At 64.8% G+C, this 17,185-nt stretch carries 11 protein-coding genes; 5 read left to right on the forward strand and 6 right to left on the reverse strand.

Annotated features, from left to right (window positions below):
• Positions 1-91: 91 nt before the first annotated feature.
• The 3 genes from trpB to accD all read left to right on the forward strand — a co-directional run bounded on the left by trpB (position 92) and on the right by accD (position 3,193).
• Entirely contained in the window at positions 92-1,333 is a 1,242-nt protein-coding gene (gene trpB, locus FFS30_RS19530; protein ID WP_137914865.1) for a tryptophan synthase subunit beta, read from the forward strand.
• Positions 1,330-2,151 carry a tryptophan synthase subunit alpha gene (trpA, locus tag FFS30_RS19535; protein WP_137914866.1) on the forward strand — a complete coding sequence of 274 codons (822 nt, stop codon included), beginning with the start codon at positions 1,330-1,332 and terminating at the stop codon, positions 2,149-2,151. Before trpB ends, trpA begins: the two co-directional genes overlap by 4 nt.
• Positions 2,152-2,326: 175 nt before the next feature.
• On the forward strand, positions 2,327-3,193 hold the full coding sequence (accD, locus tag FFS30_RS19540) for an acetyl-CoA carboxylase, carboxyltransferase subunit beta (RefSeq protein ID WP_137914931.1): 867 nt from the start codon (positions 2,327-2,329) through the stop codon (positions 3,191-3,193).
• Positions 3,194-3,260: 67 nt separating this feature from the next.
• On the opposite strand, the gene FFS30_RS19545 is transcribed toward accD, so the two are convergent.
• The 6 genes from FFS30_RS19545 to dnaE form a co-directional block, all read right to left on the reverse strand.
• On the reverse strand, positions 3,261-4,436 hold the full coding sequence (locus tag FFS30_RS19545; RefSeq protein ID WP_171014745.1) for an erythromycin esterase family protein: 1,176 nt from the start codon (positions 4,434-4,436) through the stop codon (positions 3,261-3,263).
• A gap of 195 nt (positions 4,437-4,631) precedes the next feature.
• Complete coding sequence (locus tag FFS30_RS19550) at positions 4,632-5,153, reverse strand: PaaI family thioesterase (protein WP_137914868.1); 522 nt, start codon at positions 5,151-5,153, stop codon at positions 4,632-4,634.
• Positions 5,150-6,394, reverse strand: coding sequence for an MFS transporter (locus FFS30_RS19555; protein ID WP_137914869.1), 1,245 nt, complete (start codon positions 6,392-6,394; stop codon positions 5,150-5,152). Before FFS30_RS19555 ends, FFS30_RS19550 begins: the two co-directional genes overlap by 4 nt.
• A gap of 81 nt (positions 6,395-6,475) precedes the next feature.
• Complete coding sequence (locus FFS30_RS19560; RefSeq protein ID WP_137914870.1) at positions 6,476-7,378, reverse strand: LysR substrate-binding domain-containing protein; 903 nt, start codon at positions 7,376-7,378, stop codon at positions 6,476-6,478.
• Positions 7,379-7,435: 57 nt separating this feature from the next.
• Entirely contained in the window at positions 7,436-8,395 is a 960-nt protein-coding gene (locus FFS30_RS19565) for an acetyl-CoA carboxylase carboxyltransferase subunit alpha (RefSeq protein ID WP_137914871.1), read from the reverse strand.
• Positions 8,396-8,474: 79 nt separating this feature from the next.
• Positions 8,475-12,035 carry a DNA polymerase III subunit alpha gene (gene dnaE, locus FFS30_RS19570; protein ID WP_137914872.1) on the reverse strand — a complete coding sequence of 1,187 codons (3,561 nt, stop codon included), beginning with the start codon at positions 12,033-12,035 and terminating at the stop codon, positions 8,475-8,477.
• A gap of 209 nt (positions 12,036-12,244) precedes the next feature.
• Here dnaE and FFS30_RS19575 point away from each other — a divergent pair, with 209 nt between their 5' ends.
• Positions 12,245-13,375: an efflux RND transporter periplasmic adaptor subunit gene (locus tag FFS30_RS19575; RefSeq protein WP_171014746.1), complete on the forward strand. Its 1,131-nt coding sequence runs from the start codon at positions 12,245-12,247 to the stop codon at positions 13,373-13,375.
• Positions 13,376-13,385: 10 nt separating this feature from the next.
• Complete coding sequence (locus FFS30_RS19580; protein ID WP_137914874.1) at positions 13,386-16,502, forward strand: efflux RND transporter permease subunit; 3,117 nt, start codon at positions 13,386-13,388, stop codon at positions 16,500-16,502.
• Positions 16,503-17,185: the final 683 nt, after the last annotated feature.

A 17,185-nucleotide genomic window follows, 5' to 3' on the forward strand; every position in this document is an offset into this window, starting at 1 on the left:
CGGGCCGTTCTGGCCCGGAATACGAATCGAAGAAGTCGCCGCAACCGCGCCATTCCGCCGTTGCCGCGCCAACCGTTTTGGAGAGTCTCTCATGTTAGCGAACACGTTCAACGCCAACGCATCCGCCGCGGCCATCGATTACACGCAATACCCCGATGCGCATGGCCGCTTCGGCGACTACGGTGGCCTATATGTCGCCGAAACCTTGATGGAACCGCTGGCGGAACTGCGCGAGGCCTATCTGCGCCTGCGCCAGGATGCCGATTTCATCGCCGAGCTCGACCGTGACCTGAAGCACTACGTCGGCCGGCCGAGCCCGATCTATCACGCCGAGCGCCTGTCGCAGAAAGTCGGCGGTGCGCAGATTCTGTTCAAGCGCGAAGATTTGAACCACACCGGCGCGCACAAGATCAACAACACGGTCGGCCAGGCGCTCGTCGCCAAGCGCATGGGCAAGCGTCGCATCATCGCCGAGACCGGCGCCGGCCAGCACGGCGTCGCCAGCGCCACGGTCGCCACGCGTCTAGGCCTCGACTGCGTTGTCTACATGGGCGCGGTCGACATCGAGCGGCAGAAGATCAACGTCTATCGGATGAAACTGCTCGGTGCCGAGGTGGTGCCGGTGACCTCGGGCTCGCAGACCTTGAAGGACGCGCTCAACGAAGCGATGCGCGACTGGGTGACCAATGTGGCCGATACGTTCTACATCATCGGCACGGTCGCCGGGCCGCATCCGTATCCGATGATGGTGCGCGACTTCAATGCGATCGTCGGCCGCGAGGCGCGCGCGCAGATGCTCGATCAGTACGGGCGTCTGCCCGATGCGATCACGGCCTGCGTCGGCGGCGGCTCGAACGCGATCGGCATCTTCCATGCGTTTCTCAACGACCGCGAGGTCAAGCTGATCGGCGCCGAAGCCGCGGGCGACGGCATCGAAACGGGACGCCATGCCGCGTCCCTCGCGGCGGGCCGTCCCGGTGTGCTGCACGGCAATCGCACCTACGTGATCTGCGACGACAACGGCCAGATCACCGAGACGCATTCGATCTCGGCGGGTCTCGACTATCCGGGCGTCGGCCCCGAGCATGCCTGGCTCAAGGACACCGGCCGCGCGAGCTACGCCGGCATCACCGACGAGGAAGCGCTGGCGGCGTTCCACGAACTCGCGCGCAGCGAGGGTATCCTCGCCGCGCTCGAATCGAGCCATGCGGTCGCGCAGGGCATCAAGCTCGCGCGCGATATGGACAAAGACAAACTGATCCTGGTGAATCTGTCCGGCCGCGGCGACAAGGACGTGCACACGATCGCCGCGCGCGAGGGCATTGCGCTATGAACCGCATCGACCGACGTTTTGCCGAACTCAAATCCGCCGGCCGCACCGGCCTGATCCCGTTCATCACCGCGGGTGATCCGTCGCCCGATTCCGTCGTGCCGCTGATGCACGCCCTGGTCGATGCGGGTGCCGACCTGATCGAACTCGGCGTACCGTTCTCCGATCCGATGGCCGACGGGCCGGTGATCCAGCATGCGAGCGAACGCGCGCTCGCCAAAGGCGTGGGCCTCGCGCAGATCCTCGCCTGGGTCGGTGAATTCCGCAGCAAGGACGCGAACACGCCGATTGTGCTGATGGGCTACCTCAATCCGATCGAGATCCACGGCTACGCGAAGTTCGCCGCGGAAGCCGTCGCCGCCGGTGTCGACGGCGTGCTCCTGGTCGATTGTCCGCTCGAAGAGTCGGAGACGATCCGGCCGCTGGCCGATGCGGGCCTGCACCGCATCTTCCTCGCGGCGCCGACCACGGTCGACGCGCGTCTTGCGGCACTGACCGCGCAGGCGAGTGGATTTTTATACTATGTCTCCTTCGCCGGCGTCACCGGCGCGAATCGCCTCGATCTCACTCCGGTGCATGCCCGCGTCGCGGCGATCAAACGACTCGCGCCGGAGTTGCCGATCGCAGTCGGTTTCGGCGTGCGCGACGCACAATCGGCGGTGGCGATCGCCGAATTCGCCGACGCCGTGGTGATCGGCAGCGCACTCGTCGAACATCTGGTGAACTCCGCGCCGGCCGCTGCGGTCACAGACTCCGCACGCGGATTTCTTGCGCCGATCCGCCAGGCGCTCGATACGCGTTCGACGCGGCATGCCGCGTAAAACGCGCGATGAAGGTATCTCGAAGCCGGAACAGCCGGTAGAATCGCGCGTTTCCGACACGAATGGGGCCGGCCCGGCGCAGTCCGGCCCGGCCCCAGACGATTCGGCGGAGCCCGTACGCATCGTCACTGCGATGCCCGATGCGGAACTCTACGACAGCGAGAAAGACGACGACATGAGCTGGCTACAGAAATTGATGCCTTCGCGCATCCGCACCGAAGGCAACACGAACAAGGGCAAAGTGCCCGAAGGCTTGTGGGAGAAGTGCGAAGGCTGCGGCGCCGTGCTCTACGGCCCCGAGCTCGAGCGCAACCTGCAAGTCTGCCCGAAGTGCGGTCATCATCATCCGATCTCGGCGCGCAAGCGCCTGGCCGCGCTGTTCGACGACGGCGTCGGCGAAGAATTGTATGCGTCGCTCGAACCGGTCGACGCGCTCAAGTTCAAGGACTCGAAAACCTACAAGGTGCGCATCGCCGCAGCACAGAAATCGACCGGCGAAAAAGACTCGCTCGTCACCATGCGCGGCAGGCTCAAGGGACAGCCGCTCGTCGCGGCGGCGTTCGAATTCGGCTTCATCGGCGGCTCGATGGGCTCGGTCGGCGGCGAGAAATTCGCCCTCGCGGCGGAACTGGCCTTGGCCGAGCGCATCCCGCTGGTCTGCTTCTCGGCGAGCGGCGGCATGCGCATGCAGGAAGGCCTGCTCTCGCTGATGCAGATGGCGAAGACCTCGGCCGCGCTCGCGCGTTTGCGCGGCGCCGGCGTACCTTACATCTCGGTGCTGACCGACCCAACCACGGGCGGCGTCTCGGCGAGCCTCGGCATGCTCGGCGACATCAATATCGGCGAGCCGAAGGCGCTGATCGGCTTCGCCGGTCAACGCGTTATTGAGCAGACCGTGCGCGAGACTTTGCCTGAAGGCTTCCAGCGCTCGGAATTTCTCGTCGAACACGGCGCGGTCGATCTGATCATCGACCGCCGCGAAATGCGCGATCGTCTCGCTTCGCTGTTTGCGCTATTGCTGCGTCAGCCGCGCGCCGCATAGCGCCAATCGACCCACGAGCAGATACGACTTTAAAAAACAGCGACTGAGTTTTCGACCGAATCGGATGCTACCGTTCGGTCTGTCGGGGCTTTGCTTCGTGAATGATTTCGACAGGGCGTTCTTGGCCAAGCACGATGAGGCCGTCGACGATCTCGGACCAATCGGCCTTCTCCGAAGCGCCATAGGAAATCGCACGGGCGCTCACCGTTCCAAATCGGCGAAGTTCTTTCACATCGAGATAGTGGACGTCGCGATCACGTGAGTCTGCGAGTGCGCGCGCTTCGAGCGAATCGGGCGAGGCCGGTGCCAGCGCCTGCGGCTTTTGTCGGCCGTAGTTACCGGAAAGCGCCGAGAAACCGATCACCGCGAGCCGGTCGCCGAGCAGTTCATGCAGACGCGAGCCCATGTTTTTCTTGCCTGCCGGAAAGCGCGATTGCTTGGCGCCGTGGATCGTCGCGCACCAGACAATGATTTTCGCGTGCGACGGCAAATGCGCGCGGTACCAAACCACGTTCTCGTACATCGCCAGATCGCGCAGCGACGCGTCGGGTGTGCCGGCCGGGTTCTGGAACTGAAAGTATTTCGAGAGGTTCGCAGCCATCAGCGCATCGCGTTGTGTCATCTCGCTCCGATTTGTGCCGTTTAAGCTGGCCTCGATCGAATTTGCGCAAGCGCGCAGCCGTTCCAGCGCGGTGTTGTCGTACGGCGATTGATCGCTGTATCGCCAATTCGTATGCCGATCGATCTCGCTCTCGCAGCCGCCGCGATCGGGGACAGGCAATTGCCGCGTCAGATCGGCGGCGAGGCGTCGATGTTGATACGCCGACGTGGCGCTGGTCGGTTGGAAATCGATGCCGCCAAGTCTGATCTTGCCGGTTGAAGCCTTTCGATGCAGGTAGTCGACGAGTGGATCGAATTCGCGCGTCGCTGACCAGATGGCGCCGACCGCATCGGAGAGTTGCAAAGATTCGGCCGTACCCGCTGCGTACTGGCGTTCGAGATCGACGAAATCGTAGATCGGACTCTCAAACAGAACAGCCGAGAAGCCGCAGCGGTCGATCAAACGCTCGACCAGCGAAACCTTGGTTGCGATGGAGTTCCCCGCGCCGTGACCGCTGTCCTCTCCGAGAACGACGACAGGCTTGCGGCAAACATCATCGACAAGCCGCTCAAGTTCGGGATTCGGCGCCGGCTTCGCGCCGAGTTCGGCCGCGGAAGCCGGCAGAAAACTGATGCAGCCCACTGCAATCGCGATACTTCTTGCGTATCGACTCAACCAAGACGATGCGGACCTGGCTCGTCGCTGTGAAAACGATCGCGGCATAACGACTTTCCCCTTTTTGCCCGTTCGGCTATCGAACGCGCGGAAAGTGGAAAGTTCGCACTCGGTCCGCTGTCGTGGCCTGGTAAAAAAAACCAGATGCGGAAACGCGGGCGTCTACCTCCCCTGCGCCTGCGCGCCGCGTAAGGTCATGACGGCGCAGGTGACCGTCGCGACGAGTTTGCCGTCGTCACGGGCGATATCGCATTGGTAGTGACTGATCGTGCGCCCGCGATGCGTCGCCCAGGCGCGTGCGCGCAGGGTCGATTTCCATACCGGACGCAGGAACGTCGCCTTCAGGTCGATGCTGGTGAACGATTCGTCTTCCTGCATCAAGGTCGAATGCGCGGTGCCGAACGCGGCATCGGCGAGTTCGCAGATCAGGCCGCCGTGCACGGTGCCTTGCTGGTTGCCGTGGATCGCCGCGTCGGCGTCGATTTCGAGCGTCGCGCTCGCCTCGTCGATATCGACGATACGCATCTTCAGCAGTTGCGAGATTGCGGTCGGATAGCGCAGGAACGTCTCTTCGCCTGCACGCAGCGTTCCCGCGAGCTGGCGTTGCAGATAGTCGAGCACGGGCAGCGGTTTGGGCTCACCGCTTGCAGCGCTGTCGTCGACGAGATGAAGAGGGCGATTCATGCTTGGGCTCCCAGCGTTTCTGGCGACGCCACGACGCGGTCGTCGATCGGGAAGTGCAGCAGGGCGGCAAACAGGCCGGCGAGCGCGGTCGCGCTCCACAGCAAGGTGTACGAGCCGGTCAGATCGAAGACGAAACCGCCGAGCCAGGCGCCGAGGAACGAGCCGATCTGATGGCTCAGGAATACCACGCCGAACAGGGTGCCGAGATGGCGCACGCCGAACACTTTGGCGACGAGGCCCGAGGTCAGCGGCACGGTGCCGAGCCAGGTCAGGCCCATTACTGCGGCGAAGACGACCACTGAGGCCGGCGACTTCGGCAACAGGAAGAATGCCGCGATGGTGACGCTGCGGATCAGATAGAGCCAGCCGAGCACATACTGTTGGCGGTAGCGTCCGCCGAGCCAGCCGCAGGTCCACGAGCCGGCCATATTGAACAGGCCGATCAGAGCGAGCGCGGTCGCGCCGAGCGCAGCCGGCATATGACAAAGAAACAGGTATCCAGGCAGATAGGTCGCAATGAATGCGAGTTGGAATCCGCAAGTGAAGAAACCGAGCGCGAGCAGCAAATAGCCGCGATGACGCAGGGCGATGCCGAGCACTTCGCGCAGCGGCGTGGCGGGGCTTTCCTGCGCACGCGAGCCATCGTCGGCCTGCCGATCCAGCGCAATGCCGAACGGCGCCGTGGCGAGGATCGCGAAAGCGAGCACGAGCAGGGCGAACGACATGCCCGAAGCCTGTTGCACGCCTTGTGCGAGCGGCACCATAAGCACTTGGCCGAGCGAGCCGCCGGCGCTGGCGATGCCCATCGCCATGCTGCGCGTTTGCCCGCTCGCGGCACGCCCGACTGCGCTCAGTACGACGCCGAAGCTCGTGCAACTGATGCCGATGCCGACGAGCACGCCCATGCCGAGGATGAGAAACACGCCCGATGGCACCAGCGCGGCGAGGCTGAGGCCAGCGGCGAACGTGATCGCACCGAAGGCGACGACCGGTGCCGAGCCGAAGCGGTCGGCCGCGGCGCCGGCGAACGGCTGGGCGAAACCCCAGACCAGGTTGTGCAAGGCGATCGCGAACGCGACCAGGGTGATCGGCATGCCGCGGTCGAACGAGAACGGCCCGATGAACAGGCCGAAGGTCTGGCGTATGCCCATCGCGACGCTGAGGATCAGCGCGCCCGCGATCACGACCGGCAGCGCCGGACTTCTCCAAAACGAATACGGTGTTTGTGCTGCCGCCGACATGGGAATACCTCCGTCGCCTCATCGTGGCGGCGACGTGTGCGGCGCACAAACGAAAACTTGTCTACGACAGGTGAGGGCGGTTCACTCGGCCTCGCCGCGGAAGCGCGCACTCTCGGCGAGCAGCCAGTCGCGGAACGCGCTGAGGTCGCGGCGCTTGTCGACACCCTCGGAGCTGACCAGCCAATACGCTGTCTCCGCGGTCAACGTTTTTTCGCTGGCGGCGACGAGCGCGCCGCTCGCCAGTTCGGGATCGATCAACGGGCGCCGTCCGATGGCGACGCCGAGGCCGCGCGTTGCCGCGGCGAAGGCGAGTTCGATCGTGTCGAAACGCAGACCGGCCATGGCGTCGATGCCCTCGATGTGTGCGGCGGCAAGCCACGCCTGCCAATCTTCGCTGGCCGGTTCGACGTGGATCAGCGCGGCGCGGCGCATATCGACGAGACCCTCGGCGTCGAGCACAGTCTTGCGATACGCCGGGCTGCACACCGGCAGCAACTCTTCGCCGAACAGGCGCGTCCAGGTCGTGCCCGCGGCCGGGACACGGCTCATGCGGATGGCGAAATCGAAGCCGTCGGTCGGAAAGCCGACCTGGCGCCGCGATGTGTCCACGGCCACGTTCGCCTGCGGCCAGCGACGGCGGAACTCGGCGAGGCGCGGCAGCAGCCAGCGCGAGGCGAATGTCGGTGCGCAGCTGACCGCGATCGCACCGCCGCGCTGCGAGGGCAGGCGCTGGGTACCGATCGCGAGCAGAGAAAACGCTTCGGCCACATAGCCGAGGTAGTCGGCACCCTCGGCCGTGAGCGAAAGTCCGCGCGATTCGCGCACGAACAGTTCGACGCCGAGCGCTTCTTCGAGTCCGACGATGCCGTGGCTGACCGCGCTCGGGGTGACGTTCAATTCGGCGGCGGCGAGCTTGAAGCTACGCAGCCGCCCGGCGGCTTCGAAGAAGCGCAGCGACGACAGCGGCGGAAGACGTAGCGGCATGATCGAATCTGTGAGCCTGGCGGCGCTGGCTTCCCGTTCCGTCGGGAGAAGGGAAGATCAGGCGGCCTTGAAGGCGCCGTACTTGCGCAGGCGCCGGTAGCGATTTTCGAGCAGCGTAGCGGCGTCGACTTTTTCCAGTTCGCCGAGCTGGTTGAGCAGCACGGCCTTGAGGCGGATCGCCATATTGCGCGGATCGCGGTGCGCGCCGCCGAGCGGCTCGCGCAGCACCTTGTCGACGAGGCCGAGTTCGAGCAGGCGCGGCGCGGTGATGCCGAGCGCTTCGGCGGCTTCCTTCTTTCTGTCGGCGCTCTTCCAGAGAATTGCCGCACAGCCTTCCGGCGTGATCACCGAGTAGGTCGAGTACTGCAGCATATTGGTCACGTCGCCGACGCCGATTGCGAGCGCGCCGCCGGAGCCGCCTTCGCCGATCACCGTGCACAGGATCGGCACCTTGAGTTCGGACATTTCGAGCAGGTTGCGCGCGATTGCCTCGCTCTGGCCGCGCTCTTCGGCACCGACGCCCGGATACGCGCCCGGCGTGTCGATGAAGGTCAGTATCGGCAGACGGAAGCGTTCGGCGAGCTGCATGAGGCGCAGCGCCTTGCGATAGCCTTCCGGCCGCGGCATGCCGAAGTTGCGGCGGATCTTGGTCTTGGTGTCGCGGCCCTTCTGGTGGCCGATGACGACGACGCTGTGCCCGTCGATGCGGGCGAGGCCGCCGACGATCGCCGCGTCGTCGGCATAAGCGCGGTCGCCGGCCAGCTCGACGAACTCGTCGCAGATCGTCTGCACGTAGTCGAGTGTGTAGGGTCGCGCCGGATGGCGCGCGAGTTCGGAAATCTGCCAGGAACTCAGGCTGCGGAAAATCTCCGCGGTCTTGCGTTTGAGCTTGTCTTCAAGCTTGGCGATTTCCTCGTCGATATTGAACGCTTGACCGTGGCTGGCGGCGCGCAGTTCGGCGATTTTCGCGTCCAGTTCGGCGATGGGCTGTTCGAAATCGAGGAAATTCGGGTTCATGTATCGCAATGCGGGGCGCTTGGCGCGCAAGGGGGCGGATTATAGCGCAAGGGGCGTCGCGGGGGCCGGCGCGGCCGGCCTACTCGGAGCTTGCGCCCCCGCGGCTCAACAGCAGCTCGGTGCCGAGCACGCCGGGCAGCGCATCGAGGCTGCGCTTCAGGTCGGCGCTCGCACGTACGCGGAAGGCGGCGCCGAGTTCGAGTTCGCCGCGGCCGAGCTTGTTCGCATAGCTCAGGCGCATCGGTGTCCTGCCGCCGCGATGGCCGGCGATCAGCTGCTGCAGTTTGGCGATGAAGCCGGCGTCGACGCCGTTGAGCTTGACGCGCAGCAACCGCGCCTGGCGCGCGAGCGCTTCGTCTAGCGTCGACACGCGCCGCGCGCGCAGCTGGAAGCCGCCGTTGAATTCGTCGACCGAGAGGCCGCCTTCGACGACGAGGAACGCGTCGCGCGTCAGCAAGGCGCGGTATTCGACGAAGACTTCGCGGAACAGGCTGACTTCGATGCGGCCGGACCAGTCTTCGAGCTGGACGAAGGCCATTGAATCGCCGCGGTTGCGCATCGACACGACCTGGCCGGCGACGACGAACGGCTGATCGTTGAAGCGTCCGCGGCGCTGGTCGGGCGCGGGCGGCTTGTGGTGTTTCGCGACCTCGCCGAGCGGCGCATCGGCAAGCTGCACGAGCAGCTCGCGCCAGGCTTCGGTCGGATGGCCGGAAAGATAGTGGCCGAGCGTCTCGCGCTCGCCGATCAGCATCTGCTGCAGCGGCCAGTCGTCGACGACCGGCAGTTTCAATTCGATCGGCGCGGCCGCACTCGAACCGAACATGTCGTTCTGTCCGGCCTGCGCGTCGCGCGCCTGCTGCTCGGCGGCCTTCATCGCCTCGGGAATCTGCACCATCAGCGAAGCGCGGTTCGGCGCGAGCGCGTCGAGCGCGCCGGATAAGGTCAGCGCTTCGAGCACGCGCTTGTTGAGCTTGGTCGAATCGACGCGGCGGCAGAAATCGGCCAGATCTTTGTACACGCCGTTGCGCTCGCGCTCGCCGGCGATGCTCTCGCAGGCAGCGCGGCCGACGCCCTTGATCGCGCCGAGGCCGTAGCGGATGCTGCCGTCGTCTTCGGCGCGGAACGGATACGACGAGGCGTTGACGTCGGGCGGTTGCACCTTGATGCCCATCGCGCGGGCTTCGTCGAGGAAGTTGACCACCTTGTCGGTGTTGTCCATGTCCGACGACAACACCGCTGCCATGAATTCGGCCGGGTAGTGCACCTTGAGCCACGCGGTCTGGTACGAGACCAGCGCATAGGCCGCGGCGTGCGACTTGTTGAAGCCGTAGCCGGCGAACTTCTCCATCAGGTCGAAGATCGCGTCGGCCTTGTCGCCGGCGACGCCGTTCTTCGCCGCGCCGTCGCGGAAGATCTCGCGATGTTTGGCCATCTCCGCGGCGATCTTCTTGCCCATCGCGCGGCGCAGCAGGTCGGCGCCGCCGAGCGAGTAACCGCCGACGATCTGCGCCATCTGCATGACCTGTTCCTGGTAGACCATGATGCCGTAGGTCTCGGCCAGCACCGACTCGACGCGCGGGTCGGCGTATTCGATCGGCTCCTCGCCGTGCTTGCGCTTGCAGAAACTGGGGATCTGCTCCATCGGGCCGGGACGGAACAGCGACGTCAGCGCCATCAGGTCTTCGAAGCGGTCGGGCTTGGCCTCCTTGAGCATGCCCTGCATGCCGCGCGACTCGAACTGGAACACGGCGACGGTCTGCGCGCGCTTGAACAGGGCGTAGACCGGCGCGTCGTCGAGCGGGATCTTGTCCATGTCGAGCAGCGGCTCGGCCTTGACCTCGCGCCGCGCGTTGATCGCCTTGACCGCCCAGTCGATGATGGTCAGCGTGCGCAGGCCGAGGAAGTCGAACTTGACCAGGCCGACCGCTTCGACGTCGTCCTTGTCGAACTGGGTGACGACGCCGTCGCCGCCTTCGGAGTAGAGCGGGGCGAAGTCGGTGAGGACGCTCGGCGCGATGACCACGCCGCCGGCGTGCTTGCCGGCGTTGCGGGTGAGGTCTTCGAGGCTCAGCGCGAGGTCGATCAGCTCGCGCGCGTCGTCGTCGGTCTCGTAGAGATCGCGGAAGTCGGCGACGATGCGGTCGGGCTTGTCGCGCGACTTCTTGCTGCGGCCGAGCGCGTCCTCGAGCGTGATCGGATCGGTCGGGATCATCGGGATGAGCTTGGCGATCTTGTCGACCTGGCCGTAGCCCATGCCGAGCACGCGGCCGGCGTCGCGCAGCACGGCCTTCGCCGCCATCGTGCCGTAGGTGATGATCTGGCTGACCTTCTCGCGGCCGTATTTGCGCGCCACGTAGTCGATCACCGTGTCGCGCCCGTCCATGCAGAAGTCGACGTCGAAATCGGGCATGGAGATACGTTCGGGATTGAGGAAGCGTTCGAACAGCAGGCCGTAGCGCAGCGGATCGAGATCGGTGATGCCGAGGCTCCAGGCGACCGCGGAGCCGGCGCCCGAGCCGCGTCCCGGTCCGACCGGGATGTCGTGCGATTTCGCCCAGTTGATGAAGTCGGCGACGATAAGGAAGTAGCCCGGGAAGCCCATCTTCACGATCACGTCGAGTTCGCGGTCGAGGCGTTTGATGTAGTCGTCGCGAGTGAAATCGTCGGCGACGCCGTGCTTGACCAAGCGCGTTTCCAGGCCGGCGTGCGACTGGCTGCGGATAAAGCTGTCGATCGTCTCGCCGGGCGGCACCGGAAAGTCGGGCAGGTAATAAGTGCCGAACTTGAGTTCGAGGCTGCAGCGCTTGGCGATCTCGACGCTGTTTTCGAGCGCCTCGGGCAGATCGGCGAACAGCTCGGCCATCTGTTCCGCCGACTTCAGGTACTGCTCGGCGGTGTAATCGCGCGGGCGCTTCGGATCGCTGAGCAGGCGGCCCTGGCGGATGCAGACGCGCGCCTCGTGCGATTCGAAATCGTCGCGCGAGAGAAAGCGCACGTCGTTGGTCGCCACGCAGGGCAGGTCGAGCTCGGCGCCGAGTTTGAGCGCGGCGTCGATGAAGTGCGCCTCATCGGTGTGGCCGGTGCGGGTCAGCTCGAAATACCAGCGGTCGTCGAACCAGTTCAGCCATTCGCGCATCGCCGCGCGCGCCGCGTCGAACTTGTCCGCGAGCAGCATTTGGCCGACGTCGCTCTGGCGGCCGGCCAGCGCGATCAGGCCGGCGCTGCATTCGGCGAACCATTCCGGCTGGGCGAGCACGTAGTCGCCCTGGCGCCCTTCGAGATAGCAGCGCGAGACGAGCTTGGCGAGATTCAGATAGCCGGCGCGGTCCAGGCAGAGCAGGGTCAGACGATGCGGCCGGTGCGCGTCGTGCGGATTCGGCAGATACACGTCCGCGCCGGCAATCGGCTTGATCCCGTTCGCTTCGGCCGCGCGGTAGAACTTGACCAGCGCGAACAGGTTGCACTGGTCGGTCAGCGCGAGCGCCGGCTGATTGGACTCGACCGCACGGCTGATCAGGTTCGGCCGGCTGCCGGCCTTGGCCGGATCGCCGTATTCGGGCTTGTCGGGCAGGCGGATCGTCGAATCGACCAGCGAATAGTCGCTGTGGACGTGCAGGTGGACGAAGGAGGGCGTCATTACGATCGTTGCGCGGATGGACGGTGATTTTAGCAGCAGCGGAAGGCATGAAAGCAGAACGGGCTGCAGCCGGTCAGCAGGAGCGAACCCTGCCTTCTGCGATGCTCACAAATCGTTACTTCCGTGACAAGAGAAGAAACATTTCGATAGGCGATAATCCGCCACCGATACGGTTTCCTTTTCCCATGCCGGTTTCCGGCCGAGACGCTATGCGCCTGCTCTGCACAATCATTTTACTTTCCCTGATTAGCGCCTGTTCCAAGCCGCCGCCGTCCGCCGGACCGGCGACGACTCCGGTCAGCGTGGCCGCGGCGACGCGCAAGACCGTGCCCGATCTGCTTGCCGCGGTCGGCACGGTCGAAGCGATCAACATGGTTGCGGTGAAGTCGCTCGTCGACGGGCAACTGCTCGAAAGCCACGTCAAGGACGGCGACGAGGTCAAGGCCGGGCAGTTGCTGTTCAAGATCGATCCGCGTCCGGCGCAGGCCGCACTTGCGCAGGCGGATGCGGCGCTGGCGAAAGATGTCGCTGCGCGCGATCTGGCCAAGGCGCAGGTCGACCGCTATGCGCCGGTGGCGACCAAGGGATTCATCTCGGCCGACCAGATGCAGCAGTACCTGACCACGCACGAGTCGGCTGCCGCGGCGGTCAAGGTCGATCAGGCCAACGTCGCCGCGGCCAAGCTCACGCTCGGCTACACCGACATCCACGCGCCGTTCGACGGCCGCGCCGGACGCATCCTCGTGCAGCCGGGCAATCTGGTGAAGGCAAACGATACGAACGCGCTGCTGACGATCAACCAGATTGCGCCGATCTTCGTCAACTTCGCCGTACCGGGTGCTTACGTCGAGCGCGTACGCAGTGCGCAGGCCAAGGGCGTGCTCGGCGTCACCGCGCGCGGCGACGGCGTGAAGCAGGCGCAGAACGGCGAACTCGCCTTCGTCGACAACGCGGTCGATCCAGCGACGAACACAGTCAAGCTGCGCGCGCAGTTCGCGAACAAGGACGAAAGCCTGTGGCCGGGTCAGTTCGTCAACATCGCGCTGACCCTCGGCACCGACGCGGACGCGGTCGTCGTGCCGAACGCCGCGGTGAAGGCGGGCCCGAACGGCAATTACGTTTTCATCGTCAAGGCCGACAACAAGGCCGAGCAGCGCGCGGTGACGGTGCTGCGCAGCGTTGCCGGCGAGAGCGTGATCAGCAAGGGTATCGATGCGGGCGAAACGGTCGTCGTCGACGGCCAGTCGCGCCTGGTCAATGGCACCCTCGTGCAGATTGCCGAGGCGAAACCGGCGGATGCGTCGGGCAGCGCGGTCGGCGATGCTGCTGCGGTGAAATGAGACTGCGCGAATGAGCGTTTCCGAAATTTTCGTCCGCCGCCCGGTCATGACCACCCTGGTCATGATCGGCATCCTCGTGTTCGGCATCGTCTCGTATCGGTTGCTGCCGGTGTCGGATCTGCCGAACGTCGACTTCCCGACGATCCAGGTCACCGCGACCCTGCCGGGCGCTTCGCCGGAGACGATGGGCTCGGCCGTGGCGATGCCGCTGGAGAAACAGTTCTCGACGATCCCCGCGATCGACTCGATGACCTCAGTCAGCGGCATCGGCCAGACTCAGATCACTCTTCAGTTCACGCTAGACCGCAATATCGACGCCGCCGCGCTCGACGTGCAGTCGGCGATCTCGGCCGCGTCGCGCCAATTGCCGCCGACGATGACGACGCCGCCGACCTTCCGCAAGGTCAATCCGGCCGACGCGCCGGTGTTCTTCGTCGGCATGACCTCGAAGACGCTGCCGCTGTCGAAAGTCGACGAATACGCCGAGTCCCTGCTCGCGCAGCGCCTGTCGATGGTCGACGGCGTGGCCCTGGTCAACGTCTACGGTTCGCAGAAGTACGCGGTGCGCATCGACCTCGACCCGGGTGCGATGGCGACGCGCGGACTCGGCATCGACCAAGTCGCGGCCGCGGTCGGCAACGGCAACGTCAACCTGCCGACCGGCACGCTGTACGGCAGCGACCGCACCTACAGCGTCATGGTCGGCGGCCAGTTCGCCGCGGCCAAGCCGTTCGCCGACCTGATCGTGAGTTACCAGAACGGCGCGCCGGTGCGCCTCGGCGACATCGGCCGCGTCTACGACGGCGTGCAGAACGACAAGGTTGCGGCGTGGTTCAACGGCCAGCGCGGCGTCATGCTCGCGATCCAGAAGCAGCCCGGCGTCAACACGATCGCCGTGGTCGAACGCATCCGCACAATCCTGCCGAGCTTCTCGACGCAATTGCCGACGGGCATCGAGCTGAAGGTGTTCTACGACCGCACCGAAAGCATCCGCGCTTCGGTCGAGGACGTACAGTTCACCCTGATGCTCGCGCTTGCGCTGGTCATCCTCGTGATCTTCCTATTCCTGCGCAATCTCTCGGCGACGATCATTCCTTCGCTCGCGCTGCCGATGTCGATCGTCGGCACGTTTGCGATCATGTATCCGTTCGGCTACAGCCTCGACAATCTCTCGCTGATGGCGCTGACCCTCTGCGTCGGCTTCGTCGTCGACGATGCGATCGTCATGCTCGAGAACATCTCGCGCCACATGGAAATGGGCAAGCCGCCGCTGCAAGCGACCTTCGAAGGCGCCAAGGAGATCGGTTTCACCATCGTGTCGATGACGATCTCGCTCGCCGCGGTGTTCATCCCGATCCTGTTCATGGGCGGCATCATCGGCCGCCTGCTGCACGAGTTCGCGGTGACCATCGTCGCCGCGGTGTTGGTCTCGGGCTTCGTCAGCCTGAGCCTGACGCCGATGCTGTGCAGCCGCATGCTCAAACCGCACCACGGCGGCGGTGCCAGCGAAAATCGGCACGGCGCCATGTATCAGGCGTTCGAGCGCGGCTTCGACGCGATGCAGAACGTATACCGGCGCACGCTCGAATTCTGCCTGCGGCATCGCCGCGGTGTGGTGTTCGCGTTTTTCCTGATCCTCGCCGCGACGGGCTGGCTGTTCGTCGCTATCCCGAAGGGATTTCTGCCGAGCGACGATACCGGACAGTTGTTCGTGTTCACCGAGGCCGATCAGGACGTCGGCTTCGACGAAATGGCGCGCAAGCAGCAGGCCGCGACCGACATCGTGCGCAACGATCGCAACGTGCAGGGCGTGTTGTCGTTCATCGGCGTATCCGGTTCGAGCGCGACGCTCAACCTCGGCCGCATGATCGTCACGCTGAAGCCGCGCAGCGAGCGCGCGTCGCCCGAAGACGTGATCCAGGAACTGCGGCCGAAGCTGCAGGGCATTCCGGGCTTCAAGGTCTATCTGCAGAACATTCCGATCATCCGCATCGGCGGCACGCTGACCAAGACCCAGTACCAGTACACGTTGCAGGACACCGACACGAAAGAACTGTACAGCGCCGTGCCGAAACTGCTCGACGCGATGTCCAAACTGCCGGGCTTTCAGGACGTGACCAGCGACTTGCTGATCGCGACGCCGCAGATCGACGTCAAGATCGACCGCGACGCCGCATCGAGTGTCGGCGTGACCGCGGCGCAGATCGAGAACGCGCTGTACACCGCGTTCGGCCCCGCGCAGGTGTCGACGATCTACACTTCGATCGATCAGTACTGGGTGCAGATGCAGGTCGATCCGTCGAAGCAGGGCGATCCAAATATCCTCAGCCAGATCTACGTGCGCGGCAGCAGCGCGACTCTCGTGCCGCTGTCGGCCGTGGCGAAGTTCGACAAGTCGGTCGGGCCGGCGACGATCAGCCATCTCGGCCAAGTGCCTGCGGTGACGATTTCGTTCAACCTTGCGCCCGGCGTGAGCCTGAGTCAGGCGGTCGAACGCATCAACGGCGTCGTCGGTCAGCTCAAACTGCCCGACACGATCACCGGCTCATTCCAAGGCACGGCGCAGGCATTCCAGTCTTCGATCTCGGGCATGGGCGTACTGCTGCTGCTCGCGGTGTTCGTGATCTATCTCGTGCTCGGAATTTTGTACGAGAGCTTTATCCATCCGCTGACGATTCTGTCCGGCCTGCCGACCGCGGCGTTCGGCGCGCTACTGACCCTGATGCTGTTCCGCATCGATCTGAACCTCTACGGCATGGTCGGCCTGATCATGCTGATCGGCATCGTCAAGAAGAACGCGATCATGATGATCGACTTCGCGCTCGAAGTGGAACGCAGCGGCGTGCCGCCCGAGAAGGCGATCTTCGACGCCTGCCTCGTGCGCTTCCGCCCGATCATGATGACCACGTTCGCCGCGCTGTTCGGCACCTTGCCGATCGCGATCGGCTTCGGTGCCGGCGGCGATTCACGCCGACCGCTCGGCCTCGCCGTCGTCGGCGGCCTGCTCACTTCGCAGGTGCTGACGCTGTATCTGACGCCGGTGATCTATATCTACTTCGACCGGCTGCAGCATTGGCTGCAGCGGCGGCGTGCGAAGGGCGATGCGCATGGGGTGGTTGCCACCTGACTTGGTTTTCGGTTGCGGCCGGTACCTTCTCACTTGGATTGAAGTAGGGCGTGATTAGGGCGCGATTCCTCGCGCTCTGCTTTGCTCTCTTTTCTCGTCATTCCCGCGTGCTCTTGGCGGGAATCCAGTGACTTTGCTTTTTTTTGTTTAAAAGCAGAGCTTCCACTCGTCCTGCGGACGAGCGGGTCACTTTCTTGTCACCAGCGACAAGAAAGTAACCAAAGAAACGCCGCCCCGGGAGCCGCGCCGCCTACGGCGGTCCGCGAGGTCATGCCGGGGTTCGCTCGATGGACATCCGTGTCCATTCGCGAACTCGCGCGCATCCTGCGCGCGACCCTTGCGGGCGATTCCGTCATGCCCTCGCCGCGGCTGACGGGGACCGAGATCAAAAGACGGATCAAAAGCCGCCGCCTACGAAGGTCGTTCTTGCTTCGGCGCGCACGATGCGCGCTGCTCTGGCTCTTCCGGGTCCCCATTACATTGCGGCGGCAGCGGACGAAAAGGCCCGTAGGGTGCGCGCGATGGATCGCGCGCATTCCGCTATTGCACAAGGACGTGCAATTAGCGGAACCCGGCCGCTGACGCGGACCCTTCGGGCAGGAGGCCCGAAGGGCGCAATGTTCTGGGGCGGCGTTTCTTTGGTTACTTTCTTGTCGCTGTAGACAAGAAAGTGACCCGCTCGC

The sequence above is a fragment of the Rudaea sp. 3F27F6 genome (genome assembly GCF_005503555.1).
Classification (GTDB): domain Bacteria; phylum Pseudomonadota; class Gammaproteobacteria; order Xanthomonadales; family Rhodanobacteraceae; genus Rudaea.

What these genes read in the sequence shown, in the direction of transcription:
- trpB (WP_137914865.1), top strand. Translation starts at nt 92, where the DNA reads ATGTTAGCGAACACGTTCAACGCCAACGCATCCGCCGCGGCCATCGAT.
- trpA (WP_137914866.1), top strand. Translation starts at nt 1,330, where the DNA reads ATGAACCGCATCGACCGACGTTTTGCCGAACTCAAATCCGCCGGCCGC.
- accD (WP_137914931.1), top strand. Translation starts at nt 2,327, where the DNA reads ATGAGCTGGCTACAGAAATTGATGCCTTCGCGCATCCGCACCGAAGGC.
- FFS30_RS19550 (WP_137914868.1), bottom strand. Translation starts at nt 5,153, where the DNA reads ATGAATCGCCCTCTTCATCTCGTCGACGACAGCGCTGCAAGCGGTGAG.
- FFS30_RS19555 (WP_137914869.1), bottom strand. Translation starts at nt 6,394, where the DNA reads ATGTCGGCGGCAGCACAAACACCGTATTCGTTTTGGAGAAGTCCGGCG.
- FFS30_RS19560 (WP_137914870.1), bottom strand. Translation starts at nt 7,378, where the DNA reads ATGCCGCTACGTCTTCCGCCGCTGTCGTCGCTGCGCTTCTTCGAAGCC.
- FFS30_RS19565 (WP_137914871.1), bottom strand. Translation starts at nt 8,395, where the DNA reads ATGAACCCGAATTTCCTCGATTTCGAACAGCCCATCGCCGAACTGGAC.
- dnaE (WP_137914872.1), bottom strand. Translation starts at nt 12,035, where the DNA reads ATGACGCCCTCCTTCGTCCACCTGCACGTCCACAGCGACTATTCGCTG.
- FFS30_RS19575 (WP_171014746.1), top strand. Translation starts at nt 12,245, where the DNA reads ATGCGCCTGCTCTGCACAATCATTTTACTTTCCCTGATTAGCGCCTGT.
- FFS30_RS19580 (WP_137914874.1), top strand. Translation starts at nt 13,386, where the DNA reads ATGAGCGTTTCCGAAATTTTCGTCCGCCGCCCGGTCATGACCACCCTG.